The following is a 15,485-nucleotide window of genomic DNA, read 5'->3' as shown; positions in this document are numbered from 1 at the left end:
CATGGCAAACCCACGCTTACTAGCCGCCCACGCCCTTACTGCTGTGCTTTGCCAAAAAGGGTCTTTAGCCTCGAGCCTACCGAAGGCTCTAGAAGCGGCAGAACATGGTGATCGCGCCCTTATTCAGCAACTTTGCTACGGCACCTGCAGGCACTTTCCACAATTAGAATTGATTGCAGACCAGCTGTTACACAAACCTATGAAGGCCCAAGATCAAGATATTTATGCGCTTATCCTCATGGGCTTATATCAAATCAAAGCCATGAGAACCCCAGATTATGCGGCTGTCGATGCGACTGTACAGGCTGCTAAAGCGAGTGGCAAACGCTGGGCAGACAAGCTCATTAATGGTGTCTTACGTTCTTACATTCGAGGTGGCGACGAGCTTACGGAAGTCCTAAATGAGCATGACGCTTACCGTTATAATCACCCACAGTGGCTCGTGTCGAAGCTCAGTCATCATTGGCCAGATTATTGGCTAAAAATTCTGGCAGCTAACGACCCACAGGGGCCATTAACTTTACGAGTGAATACTCGAGAAATTAGTCGCAGCGATTATATAGTTGAGCTGGCAGACGTCGGTCACACCAGTCATGCATGTCTTATCAGTGAGGTTGGCGTGCAGCTCGAACAAGCTTGTGACGTGACTCAGCTACCAGGCTTTTTACAAGGTTGGTTTAGTGTGCAAGACGAAGCACCACAATTATCAGCAGGGTTATTACAATTAGAGGCAGGCCAGCGAGTGTTAGATGCATGCGCCGCACCAGGTGGTAAAACCTGCCATCTGCTGGAAGCCCAGAATGTTGAGGTGGTGGCCGTAGAATTGGAACAACGGCGTATTAGCCGCATAGAAGAAAACCTACAGCGCATGGGCTTAACCGCTGAAATTATCTGTGCTGATGCCAGTGCACCAGACCATTGGTGGGATGGGCAATTGTTTGACCGCATACTACTTGATGCTCCCTGTTCTGCTACTGGAGTCATCCGCCGCAACCCTGATATTAAAATGCTGCGCACCAGTGAAGATATTTTGGAGCTGGTGCAGTTGCAGCTCAAACTGCTGCATAGTTTATGGCCATTACTCAAGCCCGGGGGTTACATGGTCTATGCCACTTGCTCCGTTTTAAGACAAGAAAATGATCGTCTTGTGGCACGTTTTTTAGCGCAGCAACCACAAGCGCACCACTGTGTTATTGAAGCGGATTGGGGCGTTGAAATGGACATAGGGCGCCAGCTTTTTCCAAACCCAACAAGCCATGACGGTTTTTACTATGCCAAACTCCACAAGCCCATATGACGGGTCCAAGCATAGTAGTAGATTATGCCATGTGTTCTGCTATCATAGTGGCAATCACTCGCTCTCGAGGCATTTTGCTCTAGTATGAAAATCATCATTCTTGGTGCAGGTCAGGTTGGCCGTACCCTTGCTGAAAACTTGGCTAACGATGCCAATGATGTGACGATGGTAGATCAAGATGCCGGTTACTTGAAAGACTTACAGGATCGTCTGGATATCCGTACTGTGAAAGGCCATGCGTGTTTGCCCAATATTCTAGCAAGTGCTGGAGCTGAAGATGCGGACATGCTTGTGGCTGTGACTAATAGTGATGAGATCAATATGGTGGCCTGTCAGATCGCTAAGACCATGTTCCAAACGCCCACTATAATTAGCCGCATTCGCGAACATCAGTATTTGTTGAAGCGCGATGCGTTATTTAGAGATGAACCCCGCGCTTTTCCTATTGATGTCATTATTAGCCCTGAAAAGTTGGTAACTGCTCATGTACAGCGCTTAATAGAAAATCCAACTGCCTTGCAAGTACTCGATTTTGCTAAAGGTAAGGTGCAGTTGGTTGCTGTGACCGCTTGTCATGGCGGTCCATTAGTAGGCAAGCCTGTGTCTGACTTGCGCAGCCACATGCCCAATGTAGACACCCGCGTGGCGGCTATTTTTCGCAATAACAAGGCCATCGTCCCCTCTGGTAAAACCCATATTCACGTCGATGATGAAGTCTTCTTTATCGCAGCCAAAGCTGATATTAGTAAAGTAATGAGTGAGCTGCGTCGATTAGAAAAACCCTATAAGCGCATCATGATTGCTGGTGGTGGTAATATTGGTGCTCGGTTGGCCGATAATTTGCGCAAAGATTTTCGGGTTAAGGTGATTGAGCGTGGACTTGAGCGTTGTGAGCGTTTGGCCGATTTATTAGAGGATGTCATCGTCCTCCATGGCAGTGCATCTGACAAAGAGTTGTTAGTTGAAGAAAATATTGAATCAACGGATGTATTTTGTGCCTTAACTAACGATGATGAAGCTAACATTATGGCTTCTATGTTAGCCAAACGCCTTGGTGTGCGAACAGTGATGACCCTGATAAGCAATCCCGCCTATGTGGATCTGATAGAAGATGGCACTATTGATATTGCCATCTCACCACAACAAACCACTATTAGTAGTTTGCTAACCCACGTGCGCCGAGGTGATATCGTCAACGTTCATTCCCTCAGGCGAGGCGCTGCAGAAGCCATTGAGGTGGTTGCCCATGGCGATGGGAAAACATCCAAAGTGGTAGGCCGCAGTTTGGCGGACATTAAACTGCCCGAGGGGACCAGTTTTGGTGCCATTGTACGGGGTGAGGAAGTGCTTATTGCCCACCATGACACGGTTATTAATAATGATGACCATTGCATTCTTTTCTTGACAGATAGACACATGATACATGACGTTGAGCGATTATTTGCGGTTACTATTGGATTCTTTTAGGCCTTAATATGCACTTTCGGGTTACCTTAAAAATTATTGGTATGTTGCTAATGGCTTTTAGCACATCCATGCTACCCTCATTGATTATTGCCTTGAGTTTGCCAGATGATAGTTCAGAATCTACCTTTGCCCTGTCGTTTTGCATTACTTTTGTTGCTGGTTTCTTAGTTTGGTTGCCTTTTTCTAAACATAATAACGTCTTACGCACGCGCGATGGTTTTGTCATTGTGGTCATGTTTTGGTCTATTCTAGGTCTGTTTGGAGCTTTGCCGTTTTACTTCTCCTCTCCCCTGGCCGCGCTGAATCCAAATTGGAGTTATGTAGACGCTTTATTTGAATCTCTTTCTGGTCTCACCACCACAGGGGCGACAGTCATTACCCAGCTCGACACATTACCTAAGTCATTACTGTTTTATCGTCAGCTTTTACAATGGTTTGGTGGTATGGGCATTATCGTTTTAGCAGTCGCTATACTTCCTATGTTGGGTATTGGTGGCATGCAGTTATACCGAGCAGAGACACCTGGTCCGGTTAAAGACTCTAAACTAACACCCCGTATTACAGAAACAGCCAAGCAGCTTTGGTATATTTATCTCACCCTGACGGTAACGTGCGCATTAGCTTACTGGTTTGCGGGCATGAATGCTTTTGATGCGCTTACCCATAGTTTCTCCACGGTCGCTATTGGTGGCTTTTCTACACACGATGCCAGCTTAGGCTATTTTGATAATGCAGCCATAGAAACCATTGCCATTGTGTTTATGTTGCTAGCAGCAGTGAACTTTGGCCTGCACTTCCAAACCGCTCGCACTTTTCGTCAAAAGCACTATAAAGCCAGTTTATTACATTATTGGCGAGACGAAGAGTTTCGTTTCTTTTTAGGTGTCATGGCCATTATTAGTTTCATTACCGTAGCCACTTTGTGGCTTACTAACGACATGACTTTGAATGACAGTTTCCGGCAGGGGGTGTTTGAGGTCGTCTCTATCGCCACCACTACTGGCTATGCGACAGCAGACTTTGCCCTTTGGCCTCCCATGCTGGGATTCTTATTGTTTAGTGCGGCTTTTATGGGTGGGTGTGCGGGCTCAACAGGCGGCGGCATGAAGGTCGTGCGCGTGTTAATAGTGCTCAAACAGGGTTTGCGGGAAATACAGCGTCTCATCCATCCCAACGCCATCATTCACGTTAAGTTAGGTTCCAGCCCTATTCCAGATCGCGTGGCAGAAGCTGTGTGGGGTTTTTTCTCAGTCTACACCTTGGTCTTTATGGTGATGATGATCGCTTTATTAGCCACAGGCTTAGACCAAGTTACGGCCTGGTCAGCTGTTGGGGCTACGCTTAACAATCTAGGCCCAGGCTTGGGAGATGTTGCCGCTCACTACGGCGATATTAATACCACAGCCAAATGGATTCTTTGTTTTTCTATGCTGTTAGGTCGTTTGGAAGTGTTTACCCTATTAGTATTATTCACACCAATGTTTTGGCGTAACTAGGTTATTCTATTAGTTAGTTTTTCCTAACCTATTCACAGACTTATCCACAGGAATTTTGTACCATGCCAGAGCGCTGGAATGACCGTTATTCTGTGTTTTTAGAGTTGCCTGAGGTGAGTTATTGCCTGCAAAAATACGTCCACTTGTTGCCCACCCAAGGCACAGGTTTAGATTTGGCTTGTGGTCTAGGACAAAATTCAATATTTCTTTCTAAACAAGGACTTACGATGCATGGTTGGGACTATTCCCAGGCTGGATTGAAGCAAATGGAGCGCCATTGTTCATTACAAAAAATTGAAGTAAATCAACGATATATAGACCTTGTAAAGACATCTTGGCCCAACCAACAATTTGATCTTATTTGTGTGACAGCATTCCTCGATCGTGCACTTTGTCCACAGATTGTGTCGCACCTCAAACCCGGCGGTATGTTGGTCTATCAAACCTTTAACCAAGTCACAGCAATTGCAGGTGAGCGCCTGAGTAAACCAAGGCGTTCACAGCTGTTATTAAGCCCAGGGGAACTACTTATGTTATTTAGAGATCTCGAGCCTCTGGTATATCACGATGAACAAGAGTTGACACCACTGGGACACCCATTAGCTGGCAAAGCCTTTTTGATCGCGCGAAAGCCAAAGCCTACAGAGTTCTAGTGTTTTTGTTCTAAGGTATGTTTGAAACGGCGGTATTCCCACTGGTATTGCTCTGGCGCACGCCGCACCAACTCTTCGATCGCTTGATTTATTGCTTTAACACTCGTTTCTATAGTGGTTTGTTGGCACACTTCAGTGATGTCTTCTAATTCAATAATAAACCCAAGCCTGGAAGGTACACGGCGTGCAAAGCCCATCAGAACCCGGGTGTTTTTAGTCTTAGCAAGTTGACTGACCAAGGTCATGGTATATGCGGGTTGATTAAACCACTGACTAATAATCCCAGCTTTCGGTGGTGGCTCTTGGTCAGGCAGTATGAGGTTTACCTCACCCTTTAATAAGGCTCGTTTTAACTGCATCACACCCTTAGCTGAAGCTGGAGCTAGTTGCATACCCGCTTTGGTTCGTGCCCCATGAATCAATCGATCAAGCCCATGTAACTTGGCTGGTTTATAAAGGGCTGTCACCTTGGCTTCGTGAGCAGCCCAGTTGGCAAAGAGCTCCCAGTTACCCAAATGAGGGGTTAAAAGGATTACACCCCCCATCAAATGGGCCTGCTTCAAGCAGTCGGCCCCACTCACTTTAATAATACGATCTAAACCACTTTGGCTAGGCTGGGTCCAATTGATACCCATTTCTAGGGCCGCATATATCGTATGCAACATACTCTCGCCCACAAGTGTCGTTTGTTGCTGACGGGTAAGGTTGGGCCAACAGCGCTGCACGTTAAGGCGGGTTTGTTTGAGGCTTTGAGTCGGGAACCGCAACATCAATAGCAAAGTCAGCTTTGACAAGCCATAGACCCAAGCTAGGGGTAAGATGCCCAGCACTCTTAGTAGACCGACGGCGAGGCTTGATTTTAAATAGTCAGACATAAAGTGGTCATAAATTGGTTCTCAACCCCTAGGTTTAGCTAATTGGGTAATGATACCTCGTAAGTGGCCCATAAACGAGGCACTTAGGTTCTTTTAGACACAAGCCAGTTGCTAACTGCTAGTGTATAATGTCACGCTTAAATCGTGCCTTAGGCCTCGTGCTGTGGCAGCTCTTTCTTTTACTTAAGGCGTGGATCTAGTCGTGGAAAAAACAACCGATACCAGCACTTTTCAGGGCCTCATTTTTGCCTTGCAACAATACTGGTCAGCTCAAGGCTGCAACATCATGCAACCACTCGATATGGAAGTGGGTGCTGGTACCTTTCACCCAGCGACTTTTTTAAAAGCCATTGGCCCAGAAAGCTGGCGTGCGGCTTACGTGCAACCCAGTAGACGTCCAACAGATGGACGTTATGGGGATAACCCCAACCGCTTGCAGCATTATTTTCAGTTTCAGGTCGTCATTAAGCCCTCACCTACTAATTTTCAAGAATTGTATTTAGAGTGTCTGGATCACTTGGGCATTGATACGCAGGTGCATGATGTGCGTTTTGTTGAAGACAATTGGGAATCTCCCACCCTAGGGGCTTGGGGCTTGGGTTGGGAAATATGGCTCAACGGTATGGAAGTGTCGCAGTTTACCTATTTTCAACAGGCAGGAGGGATTGAATGTTTTCCGGTGATGGGCGAGATTACTATTGGTCTGGAACGTATTGCCATGTACCTCCAGGATGTTGACAGCGTATACGACCTTGTATGGAGCCGTGCACCAGATGGCACGACTGTTAGCTATGGTGATATCTTTCATCAGCAGGAAGTTGAAATGTCGACTTACAACTTTGAACACGCCGAAGTAGAGACGTTATTTAGTAACTTCGACCACTACGAGGCCGAATGCGCAAGAATGGTGGAGGCTAAATTACCTTTGCCCGCGTATGAGTTTGTGCTCAAGGCATCTCATGTATTTAACTTACTTGATGCACGTCATGCCATCTCCGTTACTGAGAGACAACGTTATATTTTGCGGGTGCGTACCCTTGCGCGACAAGTTGCCTTAGGATACTACGCAACTCGCAAAGCCCTTGGCTTTCCGCTGGCTAGTGTAGAACTAAGGCATAAGTTGTTGCTAGAAGAGGAGAAAAACTCATGAACCACGCTGATTTATTATTTGAGCTGGGGACTGAGGAACTGCCTCCCAAATCGTTAATGACGCTGTCAAAAGCGTTGGAATTAAGTGTGACAATGCAGTTGAAGGAGTTGGGCTTGGCCCATACTGAAGTCACTTCTTACGCGACACCTCGACGCCTAACAGTGATCGTTGAGTGCCTACAATTGCAACAATCAGATCGCCAAGAGCGTCGGCGTGGTCCCTCTGTTAAGGCACCGTCTAATGCCATTGATGGCTTCGCAAGGTCATGCAATGTCAGCCCTAACGAATTGATTGTTATTGATACTGAAAAGGGACAGTACTATGAGTTTGATCGTTCAATAAAAGGTCTCAAGACGCTTGATTTGATGGGCAACTTAATTCAAAAAGCACTGGCTGATTTGCCTATTGCAAAGCGTATGCGCTGGGGCGCCTCGCGTGATGAATTTGTTAGACCTGTGCAGTGGTTTATTCTGTCCTTAGGCTCTGACCTAATTGATATTGAATTGTTTGACCTGCCTAATAGTCACCAAAGTCGTGGCCATCGTTTTCATAGCCAAAGTGCGATCACAATTACCTCAGCTGCAAGTTACGCGCAACAAATGCGCGCTGAAGGTCATGTGATTGTTAGTTTTGAAGAACGTAAGACCATGATTCAGTCTCAAATTTTGGAGCAAGCTAAGGTTCTAAAAGCGATGGCCGTTATCGACGAAAATTTACTTGATGAAGTCACTGGTTTAGTTGAATGGCCTACTTGTCTCACTGGGCGATTTGATCGAAGGTTTTTGGAATTGCCTGCTCAGGCATTGATCTCGTCCATGAAAGAACATCAGAAATATTTTCACTTTGTCGATGAACAGGGTGAAATTTTACCGCTCTTCCTTACAGTGAGTAATATTAACAGTAAAAATGCTGCACAGGTGATTGCTGGCAACGAACGAGTCATTCGCCCGAGGCTGGCAGATGCTGCTTTTTTCTTTGAAGCTGACAAAAAGACGAGTTTGGAGAGTCATAATAGGGCTCTGGACAAAGTGGTGTTTCAAGCAGAACTTGGCACCGTCATGGATAAGACGTTACGCATGTCGCAATTGGCGGCAAGTATTGCAAAAGACATTGATGCAGATAGTATCTTGGCAGCCCGAGCAGCCACCCTATCTAAAGCAGATCTGAATACCCAAATGGTACTTGAGTTTAGTGATCTACAAGGGTTAATGGGTCACGTTTACGCCTTAAATGATGGGGAAGATCCTATCGTTGCTGCGGCTCTAGAGCAACACTATTGGCCAAAATTTGCAGGTGACAGATTACCCGAGTCATCAGTCGCAAGTGCCATTGCCATTGCAGATCGTTTGGATACGTTAGTGGGTTTGTTTGGTATTGGACAACCACCAACGGGAAGCAAAGACCCCTACGCTCTTCGTCGAGCAACCGTGGGTTTGTTACGTATTATAATAGAGCAAGGCTTGGAACTTGACCTAGGGTCTTTAGTGATTAAGGCCTATCACTTACATGGTAATTTGTCGGTTCCTTTAGATAAGGTTCAACCTCAACTGTTGGATTTCATTTTTGATCGCTTGCGGGCCTATTATGAAGATCAAAAGGTTGCCATAGATATTTACTTAGCCGTCATGCAGAAGAAGTCAAACTCTCCATTGGACTTTGATCGTCGAGTGAATGCCGTGACCGAGTTTTTGATGTTGGATTCGGCTCCTGCCTTGGTAGCAAGTAATAAACGAGTCAGTAACATTTTAGTTAAGAATGGCATGGGCGAAAAAGTATTTGATGCAACATTATTGGTCGAACCTGCTGAAATAACCTTGGCTAACGCTTTGAACAAAGTGAGAGATGAAAATTCAGTTGAAGGCACTCATGCCAATTATCACGATGCGCTAAAGGTAATGGCCCAATTAGCTGATCCTCTGGAACAGTTTTTCACAGATATCATGGTGATGACCGAAGACGAGGGCCTTAAGAATAATCGTTTGGCATTGCTAGCTGAGCTGCAAATCGAGCTTGGGCGGGTTGCTGATATTAGTTTGTTAGCGCGTTGATTTCCCAGAGATGGAGTGTTTCACGTGAAACACTCAGCGCTAGGCCTTTTAAGCTGCAATAATCAACCATCCCGAATGCCACCTCGTGCCCACAAAAAAGCCTCCACTCGGAGGCTTTTTTATCGCTATTTAACGCAGTGGAAGATCCTAGAAATCGAGGTTCGCAACTCTCAATGCATTTTCTTCTATAAACAAACGACGAGGCTCAACGTCATCGCCCATGAGAGTGGTAAACATTTGATCAGCTGCTATAGCATCATCGATGGTCACACATAGCATCCGGCGCTGCTCAGGGTCCATTGTGGTTTCCCAGAGTTGATCAGGGTTCATCTCCCCTAAACCTTTATAGCGCTGAACTGAAAGGCCACGGCGGGCTTCTTTCATCAACCACTCTAAACCCGCTGCAAAGCTTTCAGTGGCATAAGTCTTCTCTCCACGTTGGAAATAGCCATCTTTTTCTAGCAAGCCCGACAGGGCTAAGTTCAAGGCCACAATCGAACGGTATTCTCCTGAACTCAAAAAATCAAAGCCAATCAAATAGTCATCATCAATGCCATGAGTTGTGATGGTGACCATTGGCAAATAGCCATCACGCTCAGGATTTGAGCGAACCTGACCATCATATAGCGCTCCACCCTCTTCTTGCTGCTCTAGGCATTCCAAAATTGCATCTAACCAACCTGATACCTTGTCCTGATCATGTAACTCTTCTAAGCTTAACACTGGCGCATAAATCGTTTGCGTCAATATCACTGCTGGAATAATTCGTTCTACCCGCCTGATCGTTGCCGCAACCTGACGGAACTGAACCGCAAGGCTCTCTAATCCAGTGCCTGAAATGGCAGGAGCCGTTGCGCTTGAATAAAGTGAGGCATTATCCATCGCCCCTTGCAGTAAGAAACCATCTAGCGCCACATCATCTTTGAGATATTGCTCCTGCTTGCCTTTTTTCACTTTATAAAGTGGCGGTTGGGCAATAAACAAATGGCCGTTTTCAATCACCTTAGGTAGATGACGGAAGAAAAATGTCAGCAGCAAAGTCCGAATGTGAGCCCCATCAACATCAGCGTCGGTCATGATAATTACACTGTGGTAGCGTAGCTTTTCGATATCAAATTCATCACGACCGATACCACACCCTAGAGCCGTAATTAATGTTCCCACCTCAACTGAGGAAAGCATCTTATCAAACCGAGCCTTCTCGACATTGAGGATTTTACCTTTCAAAGGCAGAATAGCTTGAGTTCGTCGATTGCGGCCCTGCTTAGCAGACCCCCCTGCTGAATCACCCTCTACTAGATAGATTTCTGATAATCCAGGGTCTTTTTCTTGGCAGTCGGCAAGTTTACCAGGCAAGCCTGCAATGTCCAAAGCACCTTTACGACGAGTCATGTCGCGCGCTCTGCGTGCTGCCTCTCTAGCCCTAGCCGCATCGATCATCTTACCGATGATAACCCGAGCTTCTTGAGGATTTTCCTGTAGGAATTCTGACATGCATCGACCCAATTCATGTTCTACTGCAGACTTAACCTCAGAAGAGACCAGTTTATCTTTAGTTTGGGATGAGAACTTAGGGTCTGGAACTTTGACAGAAATAATGGCTGTCAAACCTTCCCGAGCATCATCACCAGAAGTCGCGACCTTCGATTTTTTCTGAGCAGACTCTGACTCAATATAGTTATTAAGCGTGCGGGTGAGTGCAGAACGAAACCCACTTAGGTGAGTACCACCATCACGCTGAGGAATGTTATTAGTAAAACAGTGAATACTCTCTTGGAAAGAATCGTTCCATTGCAAGGCAACCTCAACACCCACCCCATCAGCATGCATCGTATTAAAGTGTATGCACTTATTAATGGGAGTCTTATTGGCATTTAAATATTCAACAAATGCAGCTACACCACCTTCATAACAAAACAACTCTTCACGGCCTGAGCGGTCATCTTTTAAGCGGATGGCAACGCCCGAATTTAAGAAAGATAACTCCCGCAGACGCTTAGCCAAAATGTCGAAATGAAACATGATATTGGTAAAGGTATCAGGTGACGCAGTAAACGTGCAGGTTGTGCCTTTACCTTCGGTCTTACCCACGATCGCCAACGGTGCTTGAGGTACTCCATCGTGATAAATTTGTTCATGTACTTGGCCATTACGCCGGATAGTTAATTTTAATTCTGTAGATAATGCATTAACCACACTCACACCAACACCATGCAATCCGCCAGAAACCTTATAGGTATTGTCGTCAAATTTACCACCCGCATGTAATACGGTCATGATGACTTCTGCTGCAGACACGCCCTCTTCCAGGTGGATATCAACAGGAATGCCACGTCCATCGTCGACCACAGTGACCGTGTCATCAGACACAATGGTGACACTCACCTCATTACAATAACCAGCTAAAGCCTCATCAATACAGTTATCAACAATTTCAAACACCATATGATGTAGACCTGTGCCATCGTCTGTATCCCCAATATACATACCTGGGCGTTTACGCACAGCGTCCAGCCCCTTAAGGACCTTAATACTGGACGAATCGTATATTGTCTCTTCGCTCATTAATTACTCCGACATCATTTTCTTAAATAATAGCACTAAGCCTTCAATGGATTTTATTCCTGACTTACCTGTCCATGTTTCACGTGAAACATTTTAACCTTCACTTCTTTGGGCCAACACTCTTTTAGCTCATCGGCTCCTACACTCGTGACGAAAACCTGTGTCTCTAAATCAATTAACTGTTTACAGATTTCCTGCCGATGCGTCCAATCCAATTCTGCCGCTAAATCGTCTACCAAAAATACACACTTCCGGCCTTCTAGCTCACTCAATAATTTGCCTTGCGCAAGCTTAAGCGCAATTACCACCAACTTTTGCTGGCCTCGAGACAGACGTTCAACTGCGTTAACACCATGCAAGGTGAACTTGATGTCTGCCCGCTGAGGCCCTCGCTGTGTGTAGCCAAGCTGCAAGTCACGCACCAGTGTCTCTTCAAGAATATCAGCATAATGACGATTCGCTGACCAGCCTGAATAATAACCCAGCGTTAAGTCTGGTAAATCAACTAAGCCAGACAAGAGTTCAAAAAATACTGGCTCGAGAAGCCTCAAATACGCCGCTCTGAGCTCATTTAACTGCTCTGCAGCCCGCACCAAGCCTGGATCAAAACTAGCCCTTACATCAGCGCTCATTGTACCACGTTTCAGAGCGCTATTTCGCTGTTTTAACAGTCTTTGGGCCTGCTTCCAGAGGCTAAAAAAGTTCGGGTTATGGTGATACACGCCCCAATCCAAATATTGCCTTCGAACGCTAGGACCCGCCTCAATGAGGCTCGAACTATTCGGATCGATTAGCTGTATGGGTAATAAATTGGCAAGCTCAGCCACTGACCCAAGGTTCTCCCCATTCAGGCGTATACTATGATTACCATCTAGGCGACGCGTCATTCCCAAGGAATCACTCACCCCTTGAGCATTTTTAACTTTGGCGAACAAAAGACAATCGATATGACCATCGCCAATGACAGACGCTAACTTCAAGCTGCGAAAAGACCGACCCAATGCCAGCATGTGGATGGCTTCTAAGACGCTGGTTTTACCACTCGCGTTTAAGCCATATAATAGATTAATGCCTGCATCAAATTGAAGTTCAACCTGATGCAGATTACGCAACCGCTGAACGCTTAGTTGCTGTAGAGACATAAGCTAAAATTCCTGTGCATAAAACCTATCAAAAGCTGTGCATAACCTGCAGTGATTAAGGCTAATGGAACCTCAAAAGTAACATAGGTTTTAACCGCAACTAAAGCCTCATGGGCATGATCACATATTGTGCTGCACCCGTACCACCATCAGCGAGCAAAGCACTTGAATTCGAGTCACTCAAGGTAATCTTTACCTGATCGCTATGCAGGACATTTAACACGTCAAGCACATAGCCTACATTGAAACCAATCTCAATTTGGGCCCCTTGATAATCGACCATCAAACTTTCTTCAGCCTCTTCCTGCTCTGGATTATTAGCCACCACCTGCAAATTCGTATCACTCACCGTCATGCGGACGCCTCGGTACTTTTCGTTGGACAGGATCGCTGCACGACTGAGTACACCACGCATTGCCAAGCGATCAACAAGCACCAACTTGTCGCCATTACGTGGCAATACGCGCTCATAATCTGGAAACTTACCATCAACTAGTTTAGACGTGAAGATGAAATCATTAGTAAACGCTCGAATATGACTCGCGCCTATGACTAGCCGCACGGTACCATCTTCGTCTGTCATCAGGCGCGCAAGCTCTAATACACCCTTACGTGGAACGATTAATTGTTGTGCAGCTTGGTCTGGCAGACTAACCGGCATAACACTCGTAGCTAAGCGGTGACCATCGGTTGCCACAGTGCGCAATTCACTATCTTTAATCTCGAACAGCATACCATTTAGATAGTAGCGTACGTCTTGCTGAGCCATCGCAAAACCGGTTTGGTCTACTAACTGCTTAAGACCCATCTGCGACACCTCAAATTCAAACGACTCAGGGCTATCTTCTACGTTTGGAAAATCTGCTGCTGGTAATGTGGATAACTTAAATTTACTGCGCGCAGATCGCACTAAAACTTGCTCATCATTGAGCATGACTTCGATCATAGAGTGGTCTGGTAGCGACTTACAAATATCCATCAACTTGCGCGCAGGAATGGTGACACCGCCATCCTCACCCGGTTGGTCTAAACTCACCCGCCCAACCAACTCAACCTCTAAATCTGTGCCCGTTAACGTCAATTGGTCCCCCTCAACCACGACCAGAATATTAGCTAACACAGGCAAAGTTTGACGTCTCTCAACAACTCCTGCTACCAAAACTAGGGGTTTCAAAAAGGCTTCTCGGCTGATGGTAAATTTCATACTACAATCCTGTTCACGGTTTTGGCTCAAGCAACTATCAATTTAGACAGTTAGCGTGCGGTATAAGTTATCATAATCATCGTGAATGTCACGATCTGCTTCGCGTAATTCTTTTATTTTCCGGCAAGCGTGCAAGACCGTTGTATGATCTCGTCCACCAAAGGCATCGCCGATCTCCGGCAAACTATGATTGGTCAATTCTTTGGCCAACGCCATTGCCAACTGACGAGGGCGAGCTACTGACCGTGACCGACGTTTCGATAAGATATCAGCAATTTTAATCTTATAATAGCTTGCCACAGTTTTCTGGATATTATCAATGCTGACCTTTCGATCTTGCAGCGCCAACAGATCCCGTAGTGACTCTTTCACGAACGCAGTAGAAATCGCTTCACCAGTAAAATGCGAGTTTGCCACCACTCGTTTAAGGGCTCCTTCGAGTTCTCTCACGTTTGAACGAATCTTTTTTGCTAAAAAGAAAGCCGCATCTTCAGGCAGAGCAATATTGCCTTCAGCCGCTTTTTTCATCAATATGGCCACTCGAGTTTCTAACTCGGGCGGCTCCACAGCGACTGTTAGTCCCCAACCAAAACGCGATTTTAAACGGTCTTCTAAACCTGCTATTTCTTTTGGATACCGATCACACGTTAAGATCATCTGCTGGCCACTCTCCAAAAGAGCATTAAAAGTATGAAAAAACTCTTCTTGCGACCTCTCTTTGCCAGCAAAAAATTGTATGTCGTCTATTAGCAGCGCATCCACCGATCGGTAAAAACGCTTGAATTCGTTGATCGCGTTGAGCTGCAGAGCCTTCACCATATCTGCAACAAAGCGCTCAGAATGCAGGTACACTACTTTTGCATTGGGGTTGCGCTCTATCAAAGCTGCTCCCACCGCATGCATTAAATGGGTTTTACCTAAGCCAACGCCACCGTAAAGAAACAAAGGATTATACGAACTACCGGGGTTTTCTGCGACTTGCTTAGCTGCAGCTAGAGCCAACTGATTGGACTTACCTTGTACAAAGCTGGAAAAAGTGAACGCTCGGTTCAAGTAGCTCTGATGTCGTACCGAGCCCTCAACCTGAACCACACGATCTGGCCTAAGATTACCATTAAAAAGAGGCTGAATGATGGGGCTGTTTGCCATTGAGCTAACGGGACTGGCCACTGTCGAATTAAACACTGCGGCGGCTGGCGATGCAGTAGTAACTGATCCACTCGATTGACTTTGGGAAGACACGGCAGACGAAGCTACAACCAATTCAATATCTTGAGTGGCATCAGTAGCGTAATCTGCTACCAATTCACGGATTCTAGAAAAGTACTTATCTCTGACCCAATCCTGTACAAACCGATTGGGAGCTACCAACTGGATTATCCGACCGTTTTCATTCACGGTTAACGGTCGAATCCAAGTGTTGAACTGCTGACTGGGCAATTCATCTTGAAGACACGCCAAACACTGTTGCCAAATCGCTTGAGCCATTTTTAATAGGAGCCATTTTAAACTGGATTGTTAAAGCCTTAAGCTGGCTTTAATTAATATCATTAACCTCTTTATTTTATCACCAAGTGCCTAAAGTTAT

At 45.9% G+C, this 15,485-nt stretch carries 11 protein-coding genes; 6 read left to right on the top strand and 5 right to left on the bottom strand.

From position 1 onward, the window contains the following. Position 1: 1 nt before the first annotated feature. From rsmB to ABXT59_RS00040, 4 genes are all read left to right on the top strand, one after another. Positions 2–1,297, top strand: a complete 1,296-nt coding sequence (rsmB, locus tag ABXT59_RS00055) for a 16S rRNA (cytosine(967)-C(5))-methyltransferase RsmB (RefSeq protein WP_443636872.1) — start codon at positions 2–4, stop codon at positions 1,295–1,297. An 84-nt stretch (positions 1,298–1,381) separates the two neighbouring features. After that, the gene (gene trkA / locus ABXT59_RS00050) at positions 1,382–2,764 is read left to right on the top strand and encodes a Trk system potassium transporter TrkA (RefSeq protein WP_443636871.1); all 1,383 of its coding nucleotides are present in this window, start codon (positions 1,382–1,384) and stop codon (positions 2,762–2,764) included. A gap of 8 nt (positions 2,765–2,772) precedes the next feature. Beyond that, positions 2,773–4,260, top strand: a complete 1,488-nt coding sequence (locus ABXT59_RS00045; RefSeq protein ID WP_443636869.1) for a TrkH family potassium uptake protein — start codon at positions 2,773–2,775, stop codon at positions 4,258–4,260. A 62-nt stretch (positions 4,261–4,322) separates the two neighbouring features. Further along, positions 4,323–4,913, top strand: coding sequence for a class I SAM-dependent methyltransferase (locus ABXT59_RS00040; protein WP_443636868.1), 591 nt, complete (start codon positions 4,323–4,325; stop codon positions 4,911–4,913). On the opposite strand, the gene ABXT59_RS00035 is transcribed toward ABXT59_RS00040, so the two are convergent. Next, positions 4,910–5,788, bottom strand: coding sequence for a lysophospholipid acyltransferase family protein (locus ABXT59_RS00035; protein WP_443636866.1), 879 nt, complete (start codon positions 5,786–5,788; stop codon positions 4,910–4,912). The two genes, ABXT59_RS00040 and ABXT59_RS00035, sit on opposite strands and share 4 nt — an antisense overlap. A gap of 202 nt (positions 5,789–5,990) precedes the next feature. On the opposite strand from ABXT59_RS00035, the gene glyQ reads away from it, so the two are divergent. Continuing rightward, positions 5,991–6,938, top strand: a complete 948-nt coding sequence (gene glyQ / locus ABXT59_RS00030) for a glycine--tRNA ligase subunit alpha (RefSeq protein ID WP_443636864.1) — start codon at positions 5,991–5,993, stop codon at positions 6,936–6,938. After that, positions 6,935–8,986, top strand: a complete 2,052-nt coding sequence (gene glyS / locus ABXT59_RS00025) for a glycine--tRNA ligase subunit beta (RefSeq protein ID WP_443636862.1) — start codon at positions 6,935–6,937, stop codon at positions 8,984–8,986. The genes glyQ and glyS overlap by 4 nt, the downstream gene beginning before the upstream one ends. A 147-nt stretch (positions 8,987–9,133) precedes the next feature. On the opposite strand, the gene gyrB is transcribed toward glyS, so the two are convergent. The 4 genes from gyrB to dnaA all read right to left on the bottom strand — a co-directional run bounded on the left by gyrB (position 9,134) and on the right by dnaA (position 15,385). Then, positions 9,134–11,551 (bottom strand): DNA topoisomerase (ATP-hydrolyzing) subunit B, encoded by a 2,418-nt coding sequence (gyrB, locus tag ABXT59_RS00020; RefSeq protein ID WP_443636861.1) that lies wholly within the window; start codon positions 11,549–11,551, stop codon positions 9,134–9,136. A gap of 53 nt (positions 11,552–11,604) precedes the next feature. Then, positions 11,605–12,693 carry a DNA replication/repair protein RecF gene (recF, locus tag ABXT59_RS00015; RefSeq protein ID WP_443636860.1) on the bottom strand — a complete coding sequence of 363 codons (1,089 nt, stop codon included), beginning with the start codon at positions 12,691–12,693 and terminating at the stop codon, positions 11,605–11,607. A gap of 100 nt (positions 12,694–12,793) precedes the next feature. After that, the gene (gene dnaN, locus ABXT59_RS00010; protein WP_443636858.1) at positions 12,794–13,897 is read right to left on the bottom strand and encodes a DNA polymerase III subunit beta; all 1,104 of its coding nucleotides are present in this window, start codon (positions 13,895–13,897) and stop codon (positions 12,794–12,796) included. 42 nt (positions 13,898–13,939) lie between these two features. Then, positions 13,940–15,385 (bottom strand): chromosomal replication initiator protein DnaA, encoded by a 1,446-nt coding sequence (gene dnaA / locus ABXT59_RS00005; RefSeq protein WP_443636856.1) that lies wholly within the window; start codon positions 15,383–15,385, stop codon positions 13,940–13,942. Between the last annotated feature and the right edge of the window lie 100 nt (positions 15,386–15,485).

The organism is Candidatus Njordibacter sp. Uisw_058 (assembly GCF_047730065.1).
Taxonomy (GTDB): domain Bacteria; phylum Pseudomonadota; class Gammaproteobacteria; order Pseudomonadales; family Balneatricaceae; genus Njordibacter.
Note: the sequence above shows the minus strand (reverse complement) of the source record. Positions and strands in the feature narration are given on the sequence as shown.

What these genes read in the sequence shown, in the direction of transcription:
- rsmB (WP_443636872.1), top strand. Translation starts at nt 2, where the DNA reads ATGGCAAACCCACGCTTACTAGCCGCCCACGCCCTTACTGCTGTGCTT.
- trkA (WP_443636871.1), top strand. Translation starts at nt 1,382, where the DNA reads ATGAAAATCATCATTCTTGGTGCAGGTCAGGTTGGCCGTACCCTTGCT.
- ABXT59_RS00045 (WP_443636869.1), top strand. Translation starts at nt 2,773, where the DNA reads ATGCACTTTCGGGTTACCTTAAAAATTATTGGTATGTTGCTAATGGCT.
- ABXT59_RS00040 (WP_443636868.1), top strand. Translation starts at nt 4,323, where the DNA reads ATGCCAGAGCGCTGGAATGACCGTTATTCTGTGTTTTTAGAGTTGCCT.
- ABXT59_RS00035 (WP_443636866.1), bottom strand. Translation starts at nt 5,788, where the DNA reads ATGTCTGACTATTTAAAATCAAGCCTCGCCGTCGGTCTACTAAGAGTG.
- glyS (WP_443636862.1), top strand. Translation starts at nt 6,935, where the DNA reads ATGAACCACGCTGATTTATTATTTGAGCTGGGGACTGAGGAACTGCCT.
- gyrB (WP_443636861.1), bottom strand. Translation starts at nt 11,551, where the DNA reads ATGAGCGAAGAGACAATATACGATTCGTCCAGTATTAAGGTCCTTAAG.
- recF (WP_443636860.1), bottom strand. Translation starts at nt 12,693, where the DNA reads ATGTCTCTACAGCAACTAAGCGTTCAGCGGTTGCGTAATCTGCATCAG.
- dnaN (WP_443636858.1), bottom strand. Translation starts at nt 13,897, where the DNA reads ATGAAATTTACCATCAGCCGAGAAGCCTTTTTGAAACCCCTAGTTTTG.
- dnaA (WP_443636856.1), bottom strand. Translation starts at nt 15,385, where the DNA reads ATGGCTCAAGCGATTTGGCAACAGTGTTTGGCGTGTCTTCAAGATGAA.